The organism is Balneolaceae bacterium, assembly GCA_034521495.1.
GTDB lineage: Bacteria > Bacteroidota > Rhodothermia > Balneolales > Balneolaceae > Rhodohalobacter.
The window spans coordinates 179,029-195,723 of sequence record JAXHMK010000010.1 but is presented as its reverse complement, the minus strand read 5'-3'; the positions used below and the strand labels follow the sequence as shown (position 1 = coordinate 195,723).

At 41.4% G+C, this 16,695-nt stretch carries 12 protein-coding genes and 1 other RNA gene; 4 read left to right on the top strand and 9 right to left on the bottom strand.

The features are described from left to right. Positions 1–11 precede the first annotated feature (11 nt). The 4 genes from U5K72_09665 to U5K72_09650 all read right to left on the bottom strand — a co-directional run bounded on the left by U5K72_09665 (position 12) and on the right by U5K72_09650 (position 3,557). Entirely contained in the window at positions 12–452 is a 441-nt protein-coding gene (locus tag U5K72_09665; protein MDZ7719069.1) for a response regulator, read from the bottom strand. 385 nt (positions 453–837) lie between these two features. Then, positions 838–2,040, bottom strand: coding sequence for an ATP-binding protein (locus U5K72_09660; protein ID MDZ7719068.1), 1,203 nt, complete (start codon positions 2,038–2,040; stop codon positions 838–840). Between the two features lies 1 nt (position 2,041). Beyond that, positions 2,042–3,100, bottom strand: coding sequence for a cobalamin-dependent protein (locus U5K72_09655; GenBank protein ID MDZ7719067.1), 1,059 nt, complete (start codon positions 3,098–3,100; stop codon positions 2,042–2,044). Between the two features lie 157 nt (positions 3,101–3,257). Beyond that, positions 3,258–3,557, bottom strand: a complete 300-nt coding sequence (locus U5K72_09650) for an antibiotic biosynthesis monooxygenase (GenBank protein MDZ7719066.1) — start codon at positions 3,555–3,557, stop codon at positions 3,258–3,260. A 110-nt stretch (positions 3,558–3,667) separates the two neighbouring features. On the opposite strand from U5K72_09650, the gene U5K72_09645 reads away from it, so the two are divergent. Further along, positions 3,668–4,765 (top strand): transposase, encoded by a 1,098-nt coding sequence (locus U5K72_09645; GenBank protein MDZ7719065.1) that lies wholly within the window; start codon positions 3,668–3,670, stop codon positions 4,763–4,765. Between the two features lie 805 nt (positions 4,766–5,570). Here the strand turns inward: U5K72_09645 and U5K72_09640 are convergent. The 4 genes from U5K72_09640 to U5K72_09625 form a co-directional block, all read right to left on the bottom strand. Next, positions 5,571–6,926, bottom strand: a complete 1,356-nt coding sequence (locus tag U5K72_09640) for an ATP-binding protein (protein MDZ7719064.1) — start codon at positions 6,924–6,926, stop codon at positions 5,571–5,573. Positions 6,927–7,271: 345 nt separating this feature from the next. Next, entirely contained in the window at positions 7,272–11,033 is a 3,762-nt protein-coding gene (locus U5K72_09635; protein ID MDZ7719063.1) for a PAS domain S-box protein, read from the bottom strand. A gap of 41 nt (positions 11,034–11,074) precedes the next feature. Beyond that, positions 11,075–11,512 (bottom strand): response regulator, encoded by a 438-nt coding sequence (locus tag U5K72_09630; protein MDZ7719062.1) that lies wholly within the window; start codon positions 11,510–11,512, stop codon positions 11,075–11,077. Positions 11,513–11,524: 12 nt separating this feature from the next. After that, a complete protein-coding gene (locus U5K72_09625; GenBank protein ID MDZ7719061.1) occupies positions 11,525–12,721 on the bottom strand; it encodes an ATP-binding protein in 1,197 nt (398 codons plus the stop codon). Between the two features lie 328 nt (positions 12,722–13,049). Between U5K72_09625 and U5K72_09620 the strand changes: the two genes are divergently transcribed. Beyond that, on the top strand, positions 13,050–13,292 hold the full coding sequence (locus U5K72_09620) for a DUF433 domain-containing protein (GenBank protein MDZ7719060.1): 243 nt from the start codon (positions 13,050–13,052) through the stop codon (positions 13,290–13,292). Positions 13,293–13,313: 21 nt separating this feature from the next. Beyond that, complete coding sequence (locus U5K72_09615) at positions 13,314–13,664, top strand: DUF5615 family PIN-like protein (GenBank protein MDZ7719059.1); 351 nt, start codon at positions 13,314–13,316, stop codon at positions 13,662–13,664. Between the two features lie 64 nt (positions 13,665–13,728). On the opposite strand, the gene ssrA is transcribed toward U5K72_09615, so the two are convergent. Next, positions 13,729–14,095, bottom strand: a transfer-messenger RNA (tmRNA) gene (gene ssrA, locus U5K72_09610). A gap of 331 nt (positions 14,096–14,426) precedes the next feature. On the opposite strand from ssrA, the gene U5K72_09605 reads away from it, so the two are divergent. Then, positions 14,427–16,694, top strand: a complete 2,268-nt coding sequence (locus U5K72_09605; GenBank protein ID MDZ7719058.1) for a TonB-dependent receptor — start codon at positions 14,427–14,429, stop codon at positions 16,692–16,694. Position 16,695 lies beyond the last annotated feature (1 nt).

The window sequence follows — 16,695 nt, the reverse complement described above, 5'->3', positions numbered from 1 at the left end:
TGGAATACTCGTTACATTTTATGTGGAGGAAGCTGAACAATCGAGATCCAGAAATCCTCAATAGAAGAGATCACTTTTAGAAAATTATTAATATCAACAGGCTTGGTAATGTAGCAATTTGAGTGATTATCGTACGATTTTATGACATCCGTTTCGTCTGAAGATGTAGTGAGCATTATGACGGGGATATAACGCAGATCCGGGTGGTTTTTGATATGTTTGAGCACTTTATGACCATTCAATTTTGGCAGGTTGATATCCAGCAGCACCAGGTCCGGTAACTGAACACCTTCATACCCTTCTTTCCGCTCAAGAAACTGGATCGCTTCCCATCCGTCTCGTACTACAGAAATATTGTTTTTAATTTTACCCTCTTCAAAGGCTTCTTTTGTCAGTACGATGTCTCCTTCGTTATCTTCAACGAGCAGGATCTGTATTTCTTCCGGATTCATAATGGTTCTTATTGCTTTATGTATTTAGAAATATAAATACAGCTACCTTATTTTTATGATTTCTTTTTTTGCCCCATTTAATTAGAGTAGCTGTTCGGAAGACACCGCTAACAAATCTATAACTCAAGCAGCAAAACCTGTAATTGTATATTTTTATTTTGCAGAAAAATAATGAAAATAATCATCATTTTTAATTTCTATTTACGTAACGAAATCGGCTGCCGAGCCCACATCGGCTCACCGACTTTGTGTAGATCTCGAATGATTCGGCAGGCGAAAACTGCAATCGCCAGCCGATGGTTTGTCCGCAATCTGGCGGGGTCTGCTGGTTTCTCTATGTTCGAGATCCGCGAAGTCTCTGAAAGACTTCGCGGATCTTTCCAATCTATTTCCCAATCGTAAAAAAGAACGTACTTCCTTTTCCTTCCTCAGATTCTACCCAAATTTTCCCATCATGCTGTTCTACAATTTTTTTACAAATGGCCAGGCCCATACCTGATCCGGAAGTATTATCGGGTTCACCGCGGCTGAATAAGTTGAATATCTCTGAATGCAGATTTTCCGGAATTCCCTTTCCGTTATCTGATACGGAAAATAACCAGGCGTCATCTTCTTCCCTGGCCTCAATTTTTATAACTGGATCAACATTCGGTTTCCTGTATTTGAGAGCATTTCCCAACAGGTTATTAAACAGTTGCTCAATCCGCACTCGCTGACAATTTATCGTCGGCATTTCACCTGTTTCAACATCTGCATTTGATTCATCAATAAGGGATGCATGTAACCTGATAACTTTATCCAGCACATTCCGGATGCTGATCTTTTCAACCGTAGTATTTTTGCGCCCAATTCGGGAATATTCAAGCAGATCAGAAATGTATCCATTCATTCTTTCCGCACCATCTGCAGCATAATGGATATACTCTTTGGCTCTTTCATCCAACTCGGGCCCATAATTTTTCTCCAGAAGACTCATAAAAGATCGTATCATCCTGAGAGGCTCTTTTAAATCGTGCGATAACGAATATGCGAATTGTTCTAACTCCTGATTGGTTTCCTTCAGCTCATTATTCAGTCTTAAAATCTCTTCATTCTGTTTGATGAGCTTTCGCTGGGCATTGATCAATTCGTTATTTACCTGCGAAATTTCTTCGTATGCATCTATCGGCGGGCGTTTTCCCTGTTTTTCAAGGTCACTGAGTTTCTTCTCAGATTGGCGAATCAGATTCTGCTGTTCGTTGTTGATGAGCATCATCTCATCCAGCATCTTTTCCATCATCTCATTACGGATGGCACCAATTACCCAGATCTTATTGCGGAACCACGCAGCCGTGAATTTCAGAGGAATGGGTTCATTGCCGGTTTTGATATACAATTCGTAATCAAATACAATGTCGCGGTTTCGAATATCCTCCCAGAAATCGGAGGCTTTTCCCAGGCTTTCTTTCGAAACAATATCTGCAAATGGTAACGGTAGTTTTTCTTTTTCTACCAAATCGAGATCATCAAACAATACATCCGTGATTCTCCCCTCTTTATTACAATTCAGGTAAATCCCGTTTTTGATATGTTCAGTCAGTTCGGTCATCTCAGTTTACAATCTGATTGGCGGTTTCAATCGCTTTTCGTGCATTCACGGCGGTGGCATCTGCACCCATCCGGTTTTGAAGATCGGGGATTATGGAAAACGGGTAACCGCCTGCCATAATTTTCAGATCATCCATATCCGGCATATTCCGAATTTTTTCTATCAGCGATGTTACTTTTTGAATGTGGATGGGCAGAGTAACCGATATGGCCAAAAGCTGCGCCCGGTGTTCTTTTATGGATTGAATGAGGTGATTGTCCGGCATATTGCTGCCCATGTAATAGGTATCCCATCCGTCCATTTCAAAGAAATCAGCAACCATGCGTATGCCAATCTCGTGCAGTTCGCTGGAAACCGAACAGGCTACCATCCTTTGCCCCTTTTTAGGGGTCGAGAAGATCAGAGGGTATAAACGCGACATGATTAACTGAGTGGCAGCTGTGCAGTAATGTTCGTGGGCTACGGTAATTTCATTTCGCTGCCAGAGAGCACCAATCTCGTATTGTGTGGTTTGAAAAATGTGTTCATAAATATCTTTTACAGGGATATCCTGTTTCACCAGTTCATCAATTAATTGTCCGGCTTGTTGCCGCTTACTGTCTAATAACAGGTTCAGATATTCTTTGGCTTCTTCATACAACGGCTCTTCTGTCTTCAGATAATGTTTTTCGACCGGCTTCAGGTTCTCCAGGTAATGTTTGCCTTTTCGAATGTATTCAATAGAAATTTCCATATCGGCATTCATCAATTCCTGCCTGATGGCTTCTTCCATGTAATCCAGGTTGTGCAACAGATCATTCTTAGGAATTTCGCGGGCCTTTAACATATGCCAGGACCACTGCAGGTAGTGATTAAACATATCGGGACTTTCAATCCGCAGTGATTCAATCAGGTAATTGAGATGATAGAGTGCATCTTCGTAGCAGTAATCCCGGCCTTTTTCACCGTATCGTTTTTCCAGGTCAGGATTATTCTTAAAGTGCAGATCCGTAATCCTCTCCGCCAGTTTTTCCCGGTTCGATTCGAGCTGTAAAATTTCGAAATTAAGATCTGAATTCATATCAGCCAATTTAAGTAGTGTTTGTATGAAAACTCATAGTGTCCTAAGAAAACGTCAAGATCAAGGCGCGCGAAGGTCAAAAAAGCGCAGTGTACTACGTGTACATGAGCATTTTTTGAACAAGCGGAACGCAGAGATTGTCGTTTTCTTAGTGACACTAAGTAGTGATCAGGTCATAAAAAGTAAGTTCCCAACTTCTTTTAACCAATTTTAACCCCTTTGGAATTCCCTGGTGCGCTTCGCTCCTGTGATTATCGTGCCAATCGTGAAAATGTTCTTCAGAATCCCAATGGGTAATCAGCCAGAATTCTGCATCATTTTCTTTGGGTGAAAGCACTTGCAGGCCGATAAAACCCGGGGCATCATCCACTAAATGAGGACGGTTCTTGAACGCTTCACGAACCTCATCCTCCATATTATTTCGAACTTCAAACTTACTGATTGCTGTAAATGGCATGTTAATCTAATTGGGTTTTAATTTTTTAATCTTCCAAAGGTATCGATAATATCTATGACCGTTGGCTTCGTACGTGTTTAGCGAACTGGCAATTGTAAAAAGCTATTCTCTTGGCTCAGCCCGCTGTTTCCGCCCTCTCCCCAAAGGCCGAGCGGATCAGTCAACTGACTGAGCAGGTGGACCAGCTCAACAAGCAAATCACCACCCTTACCGAACAGATCGAGCAGTTGCAGCGCAGCGGGCATCGTCAGGCAGCCCCTTTTCGGCGGAAAGCGGATAAAAAAGTATCCAAACCGACCAAACCGGGTCGCAAGGCGGGCCACGAAGGGACATGGCGCCAGCCTCCAACTTGTATTGACGAGCAGATTGAGGTTCCATTAGAAGGGTGTCCGAGCTGTGGAGGGCCTGTAAGGAATGTACACCCCATCGAACAAATTATCGAAGAGATTCCACCGATTACCCCTCGCCGATATGAGCTGACCACCTATCGTGGACAGTGCCCGCAGTGTGGGTCTGTTCAATCGACCCATCCGCTGAAAACCTCCGATGGGCAGGGAGCGGCGAAAGTGCAATTGGGTCCGCGTGCCAAAGCCATTGCTTTGAAACTCAACTATGGGTATGGATTGAGCAAACGTAAGACTCAGGCGGTCATGAAGCAGGTTTGTGGGCTGTCGGCCAGCCCGGCCGGATGGCATTATGCGTGTTGGCGGATGAGTCAGAAATGCCAGCAGACCTATCAGCAGTTGCTTGAACAAGCCCGCGGGTCCGATTATCTGCACTGCGATGAGACTTCCTGGTATATGGGCAGCCCCAAAAGCTGGTTATGGGTGTTTACAAATCCCGATCAAACGCTGTATAAAGTGGCCGGAAGTCGCGGGCGTGAGGAACTTCACCAGGTGATCGGCACCGATTATAAAGGAGTCTTGATCAGTGATTGTCTGAATATTTATGATGATGTGAACCCACTGCAGCAAAAATGTTATGCACACCATCTGAAAGCCATCAGTCAGGCCAATGATCAGTATCCCGGTCAAGGCAATGAATTTTTGGGATCACTCCGCAGGATGTTAAAAACGGCAATGGTGGTGGGGCAGATGAAACCCCAGGTATCTGCCTCGACCTATCAGCAAGCCTGCAAGCGGCTGGAAGAGCCCTCTCCCGTGGTGAGAGGAGGCGAAGGGGTGAGGGCAAAACGATTAATGGTCTGAAATAACAATATCCTTCCATAAACCACAAAACAACGGCAGAAAATCTGATACCTTAGTAGGGCTTTAGCCCTAAACTTAATGTGGCTAAAGCCCTTTTTTCCTGCCTTCCAATACCGTCAGCTTGCGAAAGGCATCTGCCTACCGGCGTGAAAAGCAGACGGTAATAAATATCTTCCATTTGGTCTTTTACTCGTACCGGAGGTCCTCCTTGGTTCTGAAGCACAAGAGTTCATCCCATTGCCCCCTTAAGGACACGTACACCGGCATCGAAGCCCCAAACTGGCGCAAGTGTTAAATCCGGTATTTCAAAGTATAACTTGGAATAAAGTTAGATAATCTTTTGCTGGAAAATTCTTTCTACAATCAGTAAGCCGAGGATGTCACTTGTGCCAAGCTTTTTACAAAGAAAAGGTGGCACAAGTGACGCTTCGCTTAACACTTGCGCCAGGCGGGGGCATCAGTTGATTCATCTTTATCTCGAACTCACGTTAAAAAAAGTTCAGATCGTATATCTGAGACCGTATATCTCCAATCGCATATCGGTACTCCATACTCTGTAAACGTTTTACCAGAAGCAGAGCTTCCAATGGCAGTGAGGCTGTCCAAAAGGGATGTGAGAGAAATCAAATATTCTCATTTTGTCATACCGGACCCCGATCCGGTATCTCCATACATAGTTAAAGTCTGGAGATTCTGAATCAAGTTCAGAATGACATCCTTTTTGGACAGCCTCAAGTAAGATATATCAGGTTCTCAGTTTACCAGATCCGCGAAGTCTTTCAAAGACTTCGCGGATCTTACCAATCTATTTCTCAACCGTAAAAAAGAACGTACTTCCAACCTCTTCTTCTGATTCGACCCAAATTTCACCACCGTGTTGTTCTACAATTTTCTTGCAGATGGCCAGCCCCATCCCGGTTCCGGAATATTGGTCATTGGTATGCAGCCGGCGAAATATTCTAAAAATCTCCTCTTTATACTCCTGCTCAATTCCAATTCCATTGTCTTTCACAAAAAACTGCCAATGAGAATCGAGTTCTTTATAGCCGATTTCAATATTGGGTTTTCCTCCTTCCGGCTGGTACTTAAGTGCATTGGAGATCAAATTTTGAAATAACATCTTGAGGGTAATGGGGACGCCCTCTATCACCGGGAGTTTGGCTGTATTAATTTCAGCATTCATACGGTCAAGCTCTCCCGAAAAGATCTTTTTAACATCCTCCACCACTTCGTTAAGGTCCAGCTTCTCCGCATTTGTATACATCCGGCCAATCCGCGAGTACTCCAGAAGATCATCGATAGATTCAGTCATCCTGCGGCTGCCGTCTACTGCATAGTAAATATAACTCTTTGCTTTTTCATCGAGTTGAGGTGCATACTTCTTATCGAGCAGTCCCATAAAACTTCGAACCATCCGCAGCGGCTCCTTCAGGTCATGCGAAATTGTATAGGCAAATCTCTCTAATTCATCGTTTTTAGATTTTAGCTCTTCTAAGGTCTCTCCCAGTATTTTCTGTTCAATCTCCAGTTCAGATTTGAGCTTATTCTCCTCCACAAGTGCATTCTGAAGTCCCTCAAAAAGAATGGGAATGAGTAAAACTGTTATTGCGCTTAGTATTACCAGGTTTGAAGAGACGGCGATCCAGCTTCCCAGTCCGTACTCTGCCATGATATAAAAATTTCCGATTTCATTATATAGCATAAATCCAACCACTATACAGATCAATGTATTTAGGCCAACGGCCAGGTATCCGAATTTTTTATCCAGGCTTAATACAATAAAAATGGTAATGCCAAGCAAATAGAGCAGTCCGGGGCCAACAGTGCCCAGGTATAGCAGAAGAGTCACCGATGTTACATACAAAACTCCATTGAAGATCAATTTTCGATGATACACGGTTAAACCCGGAAGGAATGCAATTCCAAGTATTGTAAATATGGCAAGAAAATCTACAGCAATCAGGCCCTTAAGATCCGTGATATATGCCATATAAATTCCCGGCACAACGGCAACAACACTTAATGGAATTAAAAATATCACCGAAGCCGAAAACAACCGGTTCTGCCAGTACTCCAATGACGTACTGGGAGCTTGAAAGTCAGTGCAGTTTCGGATAATAGTTCTCCGATAAGAATTCCATATTCTTTTAAATAGGTTCATAGATGTAAATCGTAATTTTTTTTCGCTCTCAGAGTTTTAAAAGTCCCCCTTCTAAGGGGATTTCTTTTACTCGTACCGAAGGTCCTCCTTCGGTACGCCAGGTCTGAAGCTCCGCTTCCATTCACTCGTCATAACAATATAACAGCAATCCAACCATTTTATCAGAAGCAGAGCTTCCAAAAACAGTGTTCCGAAGGAGACCTTCGGAACAAGTAAAAGCATATAAAATCAAATTTTGTCATACCGGACCCCGATCCGGTATCTCCAGCCTTTATTAATGACAGGAGATTCTGAATCAAGTTCAGAATGACATCCTTGTTTGGACAGCCTCGGATCTTTCCCTAACTATTTCTCAATCGTAAAATAGAAGGTACTCCCCTCTCCCTCTTCCGATTCTACCCAAATTTCGCCGCCGTGCCGTTCAATGATCTTTTTGGCGATGGCAAGGCCTATTCCGGTTCCCGAATATTGATCCCGGGTATGCAGACGCTGAAAAATCTGGAAAATGGTATCCTTAAACTCGGGATTGATACCAATACCATTATCCTCAAAACTAAACTTCCAGTGGGTGTCCAGCTCCTCCGCACGCACATTGATTTGGGGTGTAGTATCACCCTCTTGGTACTTAAGCGCATTGCTCAGTAAATTCTGCAGTACCTGTTTGATTGCAACGGGATTTACTTCGAGGGTCGGTAAGCTGTCTGATTCAATAGTTGCCCCGGTTTCTTTAATTCGTGAACGTGCTAATGCCTGAACCTCCTGAAAAATCTCATTCAAATCGGTTTCTACGTGCTTCTGCTGATCTCTGTTCAAACGCGAATAGTTCAGCAGATCTAAAATAATCTGCCTCATTCTCTGCGCACCATCTACGGCGTAATGGATATATTGATTAGCTTTTTCATCGAGCTGTCCACTGTACTTTTTATCAAGCTGAGTGAGGAAACTGGTAACCATTCGCAGCGGCTCCTGGAGATCGTGGGAAGCTACATAGGCGAACTGCTCCAATTCGGCATTCGAGGCAGTCAGTTCCTCAGCACGTTGTTCCAACTCAATATTGAGTTGCTTGAGCGATTCTTCAATCTCTTTTTGACGGGTCAGGTCGGTCATGGCACCTACAACACGAGTGACCTTACCGTTTTTATTACGTATAAATACGGCGCGGTCCATCACATAGGCATAGGTTCCATCGGCTTTTTGAAATCGATATTCTTCAAACCAGTCCTGTTCTCCACCCGGCTTCATATAATTCTGAATTTTATGGGAAATTCGCTCACGATCTTCCGGATGAATCAGGCTAATGAGAAATTCCATATCCGGTGAAATTTCATCCAGGTCATATCCAAAAAGTGTCTCAAATCCCCGGCCCCAATAGAGATTATCATCTATAACATCAAAATCCCAGATCGCATCATTGGTGGCTTCCGTAACTTTTTCAAACCGTTCATTAATACGCTCTATTTTTTCACGGTTTTCCTTTTGCTCTGTGATATCTCTGAAAAAGACAGACAATCCATTTTCGGAAGGATATGCACTTACTTCAAACCATTTTCCAAGAGTTGGATAAAATTCCTCAAAGTGTACGGTAATTTTTTCGTTTACAGCCTTATGATATTGGGTATAAAATTCCAGTTCCGTGGCATCTTCATATACATCCCAAAGATTTTTTCCGAGAATTTCTTTTCGGGGTCTATGCAATACCTCTTCGGCTACATTATTCCAATAGGTCACAGTCCAGTTTTTATCCACAGCAAAAAATGCCTCACCGATACTTTCAAGAATGGTTTCTATCTCATTGTATGCCTCTTCGAGTTCCAGATCGGCTAATTTTTTATCTGTAATATCCTGTGCGGTTCCTTCTACTGCAACAGGTTTTCCTTCCGAAGACCTCTTCAAATCACCAATCACCCGAACCCATTTTATTCTTCCATCCGGAAATTGAATTCGGTGTTCCAGATTTAATGTTTTACCGGTTTTCACGGTTTGTTCATGCTGCTTAATAAAATAGTCCCTGTCCTCAGGATGCATTCTCTCAAAAATAAGATCCAGTGTGAGTTCAATCTCATTGGGGTCGTACTCCCAAATCTTGTACGACTGATCAGACCAGTAGATCTCATCCGATTCAAAATAAAATTCAAAATATCCAAGTTTGGCGATCTCCTGGGCCGTGTTCAACTTCTCATTTGACTTTTTAATCAGTTCTTCAGCTGCTTTTCTTTCCGTAATATCCGTCAGTGATCCAACAATACCCTGAACTTTTCCCTCTTTAATCAATGGCGCTTCATTTACTTCAACCCATATAATCCGCCCATCAGCTGTTTTTAATTGTAATTCGTAAGGTTCCTGAATTTCGCCTGTATCGATAGCCCGCTGAGTTATCTGCTCCCCTTTTTTATTGAGCGGATGATCAGTAATAAAATCTGTCCATTTCCGAATCGCCTCCTCTGGTGAATATCCCAAAAAATCACTGGATTGCGGACTTACATATGTTAAAACGCCCTCTGTATCATGCTGGTAGAACATGTTCGTGCTGTGTTCTACAATATCACGCAGTTTTCTTTCCTGTTCAATACGATCCGTTACATCCCTGGAATTGGTAACAAATCCATTTACGGCTGGATTCTCTGTCAAATTTGTAATTGTTGATTCCATCCATCGCCACTCTCCCTCATCGGTTTTATACCTGAATGGTGCCAAATCTGTGCTTTCATAGGGCTGAATCGATCGAAGTGCTCTTTTGAGCCTTTCATGATCATCTTCATGGAAAATTTCGAATGCATTTTTTCCTCTGTATTCCTCAGGCTGCATGCCCATTTCATCTATGCGGTACCTGGTTGGTGCTACATATTTATAGTTTCCATCAATATCAATAATTGCAATCAGGTCAAGCCCTTCCTGAACAAGTGATTTAAAACGCTGTTCGCTCTCTTGTAGTGCTATTTCCGCCCGTTTTCTATTATCAATATCCTGGAAGCTCCCAAAAATTCGGATACACTTGCCATCTTTAAATTCAGATTCACCGATTACCCGAATCCATTTTTCATTATTCTTTGCCGTAATAATTCTCAGCTCGGTATCGAAAGATTCTCCCTTCTCGATTGCACGGTTTATCAAATGCCGAATCTTTTTTCTGTCTTTTCCTTCCTTGTAAAAGTTAATACCGGTTTCTAAGTCAGGTTCGAAATCTTCCGGAACTTCATGAATTCTTTTAGTTGTAAATGACCAATGTATTTCTGAATGAACCAAATCTACTTCCCAGTTCCCCATTTGGGCCAGATTGTATGTTTTTTCGAGAAGATCCTGTTTTCTGTCAAGCTTCTGCTCGTCGAGAATCCGATTGATTTTCAAAGAGAGAATTTCAATGATAGAATTGATTAAATTCTGCTCCTCACCGATAAAAGGACCGATATCAGATTCCGGTTTATCCTCCAGGTAAACAACTTTTATGGTAAGAGAAATATTTTGAGTTTTATCGGTTGTTTCTGAAAAAAACCACTCTGTTTCTGAATAATTTGGGGTTTGAAAAGATTTGCCATCATACTCAATGGAAGCCTCCGTAATCTCCGGAAATGTGAAGCCTTCGGGAAGATAGCGAACGGCCTTTTGAAGTAAATCGCTGATGCTCAACTTTTGCTCGTCCAGGCTTGAAATATTATAAAGACATTTCTGCTCTTTTACACGCTCTTTGAGATTCTGAATTGCCTGGTCGCGTTCTGTTTCGGTTTTTTTATGTTCCCAAAAATGTATAATCTCACGTTTTACTGCCGGGGCCAGCCTTTTAATATTATCTTTGAGTACATAGTCAGACGCACCCTTTAGCATGGCATCTACGGCTTTCTCCTCGCCAATATAACCGGAGATTAAAATGAAAGGCAGTTCGAAATTCTGTTTCCGCACATATTCCAGTGCTTCTACTCCTGTAAACCCCGGAAGGTTGTAATCGCAGATTATTAAATCTGGCTCATTATTTTCGAAGTAGGTTATAAAATCTGCTTTTTGATCAACGACATCAAGACTAAACTCCAACTCCATCTTTTTCAACTGAAGCTGCAGTAATTCCACGTCATCCCGGTTGTCCTCAACCAGCAAAATTTGAAAAGGTTGTTCCATACTTACATTGTGACCGATATTCAAAAAAAAGAATACAAACTCTACGGTGTATTCTTATTAACAGCAAGCCAGTACACCCCAAGATTATTGACTACATCCACAAAATCCTTGTAGTCAACCGGCTTGCGTACATAACTGTTTGCCCCCAAATCATACCCTTTTATAATATCTTCCTCTTCCTGAGACGATGTTAAAATAACGACGGGTATCCTTTTTGTTTTATCTTCACTTTTAATCTCTTTTAAAACTTCGTGGCCATTTTTTTTTGGAAGCTTCAAATCAAGTAAAATCAATTCCGGATAGCCAAATTTTGAAACTCCCTCCTCATTTTCATTAAGTAAAAAATCGATTGCTTCCTCACCATCTTCAACAACTTTTATCTCGTTCGCAAAATTATTCTTTTTGAATGCGAGGAGAGTTAATTCCACGTCATCGGGATTATCTTCGACCAATAAAATGTAGTTCTCTCTTTTTTTCATGTTACATACGTATTAAAATTTTAGATAGAATATGGCTCCATTCTCATCAGGACTTTCAGCCCAAACCATCCCACCGTGAAGTGTCATAATTCGTTTTACAGTAGCTAAACCAATTCCTGTTCCGCTAAACTGATTTTGAGAATGAAGTCTGCTGAATGCTTTAAAAAGCTTATGTTTATAGGACGGATCAAACCCGACACCGTTGTCTGAAATATAAAAAACTTTATCTCCATCTAACATTTTAGACCCAATCTGAATCTCGGCAACTTCCCTGTTTGAAGTAAATTTCAAAGCGTTTGATATCAGGTTTGAAAGCATCGCTTTAATCAGTCCCTTATCTGCATTGATTATCAAATCATCATCAATCTTAAGATCAACATTTCGCTCTGGCTCCAACTCCATCAATTCTTCAAAAACAGATTTTGCAATATTTCCCAGATCAATTTCTTCTCTTTCAACGCTTTTACGGGAAATCCGTGAAAGTTTGAGCAGGTCGTCAATTAACTGACCCATATCCTGCGCCCCTTGTCGAATACGATTTAGATAGTGAGCACCAGTTTCATCCAGTTTGTCCGCATACTCATTCAATATCTCTTGACTGAAGCCATCAATTCTTCTTAACGGAGCGCGTAAATCGTGCGAGACGGAGTACACGAAATCATCCAGTTCCTCGCTGGCCGATTTGTATTGAGCTTTGTTTACAGCAGCTTTCTTTTCCAGATCTTCACTCTGATTCTGCAGCTCTTTCCGGGTTTTAATTTTTCCAGTATCGGAAACTCTCTTTTCGCTATCCGTGAGCAGACCGGTCACATCGTCAACAACCAGAAGTACAGAATCAATGGCCCCATATTCATCCTTAACGGGAGAACATTTAAACTGTAAATAGATATTTTTCTTCGCAGAATCTTGCGTTCCATCCCATTTGAATTCAAAAATATCAGTCTCAATCAGTTTCTTTTCTGTAACTACTTTTTTTACTGCCGATGAAAGTTCACCCAGATTTGGTTCAAATCTTCCTTCTGAATAATTGTTAACTGTTTCGAGAAAAGGATTATTCAAAAGTGTATTCCTCTCCATTCCGGTCATTTCAAGAAAGGCATTGTTTACTTCCACAACCGTAAAATCAGGATCGTCAGCTCTGAGTATAACCAGAGCCGTTGGAAAAGCTGAAAAAATAGCATTCAGTTTTTTTAAAGATACATTGTCCATGCCAACGTTGTATTATTATAGAGAGGGATTTTTGATAAATAATTAAAATAAATTAACGTTTTTTAAATTCGTATCCAACAGTTCTCAGATGGTGGACTTACACCATTTTTTTGATATAAACTTATTGCATGTTCTTTGTTCTTTTGGCTTGACCCAAAATGGACCAAAAGATTAAATCTGTTTTATCAATTTCCACTTGTTAATTTATATAAATAGTTGATTTCATATATTTTATAGAACAGAACACAGTTATTTCGGTGTAACTTCTCGTTGAGCTTTTGTTGTATTCAGATAATGATTATGTATATTTTGACTACTTGATCCTTTGATGAAAAATATTCTTGCCATGAATTATAAAAAATACATAGTCAGAGATCCTGAAGTGATGTTGGGAAAACCCACCATCAGGGGAAGCCGTATTACTGTTGAGCTTATCATGAGAAAATTGGCTAAAGGATACAATATTGAAGAACTTCTCAAAAGCTATCCACATCTAAAAAGAGAGCAAATATTAGCAGCCTTGGAGTACGCAGCAGAAATTATTGCCAATGAGGATACTCTTGTATCATAGTCATTATTTTATTCATGAACTATGATTGTGATTGATGAAAATGTTGATCAGGTACTCATTAATATGCTTAATGGACTTGAGTACGAATTCTATTCAATCAGAGATCACAGTCCCGGTATCAATGACAGAGAAGTCATTGAAGTTGTGGAAAAAAATAAAGCCATTTTACTAACTGAAGATAAAGACTTCGGAGAGTTGGTATTCGCACATAACATTCGCAGTTGTTCCGTGATACTATTAAGATATCATAAAAACGATTATAAGGAGATTTTTAAAAATATTAGAAAAGCATTAAAAATGTACGAAAGAGATAATAACCCTTTGATTTTTTTTACGATAACAAAGGAAAAAATTCGGATGCGTAGAATATAAAAAGCCTTCTTCAAAAATTTTTTATATAAAAAAAGCCCTCACTATTGGCGAGGGCTTTTTAAATGAGTGGAGGTGCGGGGAGTCGAACCCCGGTCCGGGAAGGTAAATCGTCAAGCATCTACATGCTTAGCTATTGATTAGGTTTCGGATGAAGCAATGCTCAATAGCAAAGCAACTTCAACCTATTCTGTATTAAGTTTCTCCAGCCACGCAACAGACATGCGCTTCGGAAAAGCCAGTTTTATCGGCGCTCGCGATGGGTCCTACTGGCAAGTCCCCAAAGGAACGGAAAAGCTGCTTACGCAGCTAATCTATATGAGTAATTGTTGTCAACTACTTTTTATCCATGATGAATGTTTTACGAGATTCATCGGTCAATCTCGGCATGCAGCCTGCAATTGTACTCAACCCGTCGAATCCGGTACACCCCCAAAATGTCAATGAACAATATCAGAAATCGGAATACTTCATTTTCCTTTCTGACATAGCACAATATAACGGTTTTTAATGGAGAATCGTATTCAGAAATTTGGTTATTTGTGTAGTAGTGTAATCGTTAATCGTATCATAGAATATTCGTATTTTTTTAATGATCTACATCTTCTTCCCAATTAACAATTATACCAATAACCATTAACCAAATCCTAAAAAAGGAAACGAAATCGCTGATATTAATATTCCAATAATCAGATACTATCTAAAAACTTTTTATGTTGTAAAACGTGTGAGAGAATTGATCTAAATTAAATATAAATACCCTTCGTGAAGTTAAAAGCACTGCTATTCATCACATTTTTATTTATTCCGTGTGCATTTGCATCTGCACAAGAAACAGCTTCTGTGAACGGATATATTACCGATAGCGAAACCGGTGAAACACTGCTCATGGCAAATGTTGCTCTGATGGAGGTCAATCGAGGTACTTCTTCAAATACCTCCGGTTATTACACAATTACCAATATTCCGCCCGGCGTCTATACTCTATCGGCCAGCTACATCGGGTACCGGCGTTTTAACCGGGAGATTGAACTTGAAGCGGGAGAAAGCCTTCGACTGGATATTGAACTCATTCCCGAAGGTGTGGAAATGGAAGCGATCTATGTAGAATCCGATGCAGAGCAGGAGGAACAACGCAATATCGGTACAGCACAAGTGGATATTGAGATGGTAAAAGAACTGCCCTCGGTACTGCAGCCGGATGTTTTTCGTTCCGTGCAACTCCTGCCCGGTGTGAAAGCGGCATCAGACTTTTCAAGCGGTTTGTACATTCGCGGCGGAAGTCCCGATCAAACCTTAATTTTGTTAGACGAAACCACCGTTTATAACCCCTCTCACTTTTTTGGCTTTTTCTCAACCTTCAATCCCGACGCCGTAAAAGATGTTCGACTCTACAAAGGAGGTTATCCGGCTGAGTATGGAGGCAGAATCGGTTCGGTTCTGACAATTTTCAACAAAGATGGAAATAGAAATGAAACGGAGGGATCGGTCAGCCTGGGCCTGCTCTCTTCCAGGGCATCGATTGAGGGTCCATACAGTAAGGGATCATGGATGCTGGCCGTTCGAAGATCTACACTGGAGCCGCTGTTAGCTGCTCTTCGGCAAACCGTAGATAATGTTCCTGATAAATTTTACTTCTACGATATAAATGGAAAGATCAACTTTGATGCTACTCCAAACGATCGGCTATCACTGGCTTTCTACACGGGAAATGACAATGTTACGATTCCCTTTCAGGAAGATGCTAAGATTTTTCTCAAGTATGGAAATCAAACACTTACTACAAAATGGCGCCGTATTTTTAACGACAAGTTGTTTGGCTCCTTCACAGCAACCGGTTCACGATATTTTAATCAACCTGAATTTAAAATTGCCGGAACACCCTTTGAACGAAATAACAATATCAATGACTTATCCCTTAAAGCAGACCTGGAATATCTTCCAAATGAAAAACATACATTTAAAACAGGAATTTGGGCCGGTAACCTGACTCTGAAATTCCGTGACAGGTTCGACAATGTGGATACCTTTCGGGAACGAATTGAATCGAATTACCTGTCTGCATTTATACAGGATGAATGGAGGCCTTCAGACCAGTTGATATTTAATGGCGGGGTGCGACTCAATGCGTTTTCAGAAGGTGATTATGTTCGGCTTGAACCCCGTCTTTCCGCAGAATACAGACCCACATCACGAATTCGACTTCAGGCAGCCTATGGCCGATACAATCAATATCTCACGCTTATTACCAATGAAGCATTTTCCGGGTTTGATCTGTGGTTAACCTCCGACGATGACGTGGCACCCGCTTATGGTGATCAATTTGTGCTGGGTGCCAAAACCATTCCGTTTGAAGGCTATGGACTGGATGTAGAACTTTATTACCGGACCATGCGGGATCTTTTTGAACTGGATCCTTTTTTGAATGATGCAGCCGGTCAGGATTATCCCGACCTGTTCCGATTTGGTGATGGATATGCATATGGTGCCGAGCTGTTTTTCGAAAAGAAAGTGGGCCGTTTTACCGGTTTCCTGGGCTATACGTATGGAATTACAAGACGCAAATTTCCGGGATTTAATGCACCCGTGCTGGATGATCCGACAAATGCCCGATTTTATCCACCGAAATACGATCGAACGCACGATCTGAATATATCAGGATCGATGAAACTCTCTTCGAGATGGAAAGCAACAGCGGTATTTAGCTATGCAACCGGACAGGCTTATACCGAACCGACCGGCAGAACACAATTTGCAAATCTCCCCTGGGATAATTCAGACAGAGATGCTTTTGTGGTTGGAAAAATTAATGCGTCGCGACTCCCATCCTACCATCGGCTCGATCTTTCATTCAGCCGGCAGGGAACATTTTTTAATCTTGGAGAAGCAGAGTGGCAATTCCAGGTGATAAATGTCTACTCAAGACGAAATGTGTGGTTTTACAATTACGATTTTGATGAGAATCCACTTGAACGAACAGAGGTTACCCTGTTACCTATTTTACCCTCCATTTCATACACTGTAAATTTTTAAA

What these genes read in the sequence shown, in the direction of transcription:
- U5K72_09660 (MDZ7719068.1), bottom strand. Translation starts at nt 2,040, where the DNA reads ATGACCGAACTGACTGAACATATCAAAAACGGGATTTACCTGAATTGT.
- U5K72_09635 (MDZ7719063.1), bottom strand. Translation starts at nt 11,033, where the DNA reads ATGGAACAACCTTTTCAAATTTTGCTGGTTGAGGACAACCGGGATGAC.
- U5K72_09620 (MDZ7719060.1), top strand. Translation starts at nt 13,050, where the DNA reads ATGAAAAATATTCTTGCCATGAATTATAAAAAATACATAGTCAGAGAT.
- U5K72_09655 (MDZ7719067.1), bottom strand. Translation starts at nt 3,100, where the DNA reads ATGAATTCAGATCTTAATTTCGAAATTTTACAGCTCGAATCGAACCGG.
- U5K72_09640 (MDZ7719064.1), bottom strand. Translation starts at nt 6,926, where the DNA reads ATGAACCTATTTAAAAGAATATGGAATTCTTATCGGAGAACTATTATC.
- U5K72_09615 (MDZ7719059.1), top strand. Translation starts at nt 13,314, where the DNA reads ATGATTGTGATTGATGAAAATGTTGATCAGGTACTCATTAATATGCTT.
- U5K72_09630 (MDZ7719062.1), bottom strand. Translation starts at nt 11,512, where the DNA reads ATGAAAAAAAGAGAGAACTACATTTTATTGGTCGAAGATAATCCCGAT.
- U5K72_09625 (MDZ7719061.1), bottom strand. Translation starts at nt 12,721, where the DNA reads ATGGACAATGTATCTTTAAAAAAACTGAATGCTATTTTTTCAGCTTTT.
- U5K72_09650 (MDZ7719066.1), bottom strand. Translation starts at nt 3,557, where the DNA reads ATGCCATTTACAGCAATCAGTAAGTTTGAAGTTCGAAATAATATGGAG.
- U5K72_09665 (MDZ7719069.1), bottom strand. Translation starts at nt 452, where the DNA reads ATGAATCCGGAAGAAATACAGATCCTGCTCGTTGAAGATAACGAAGGA.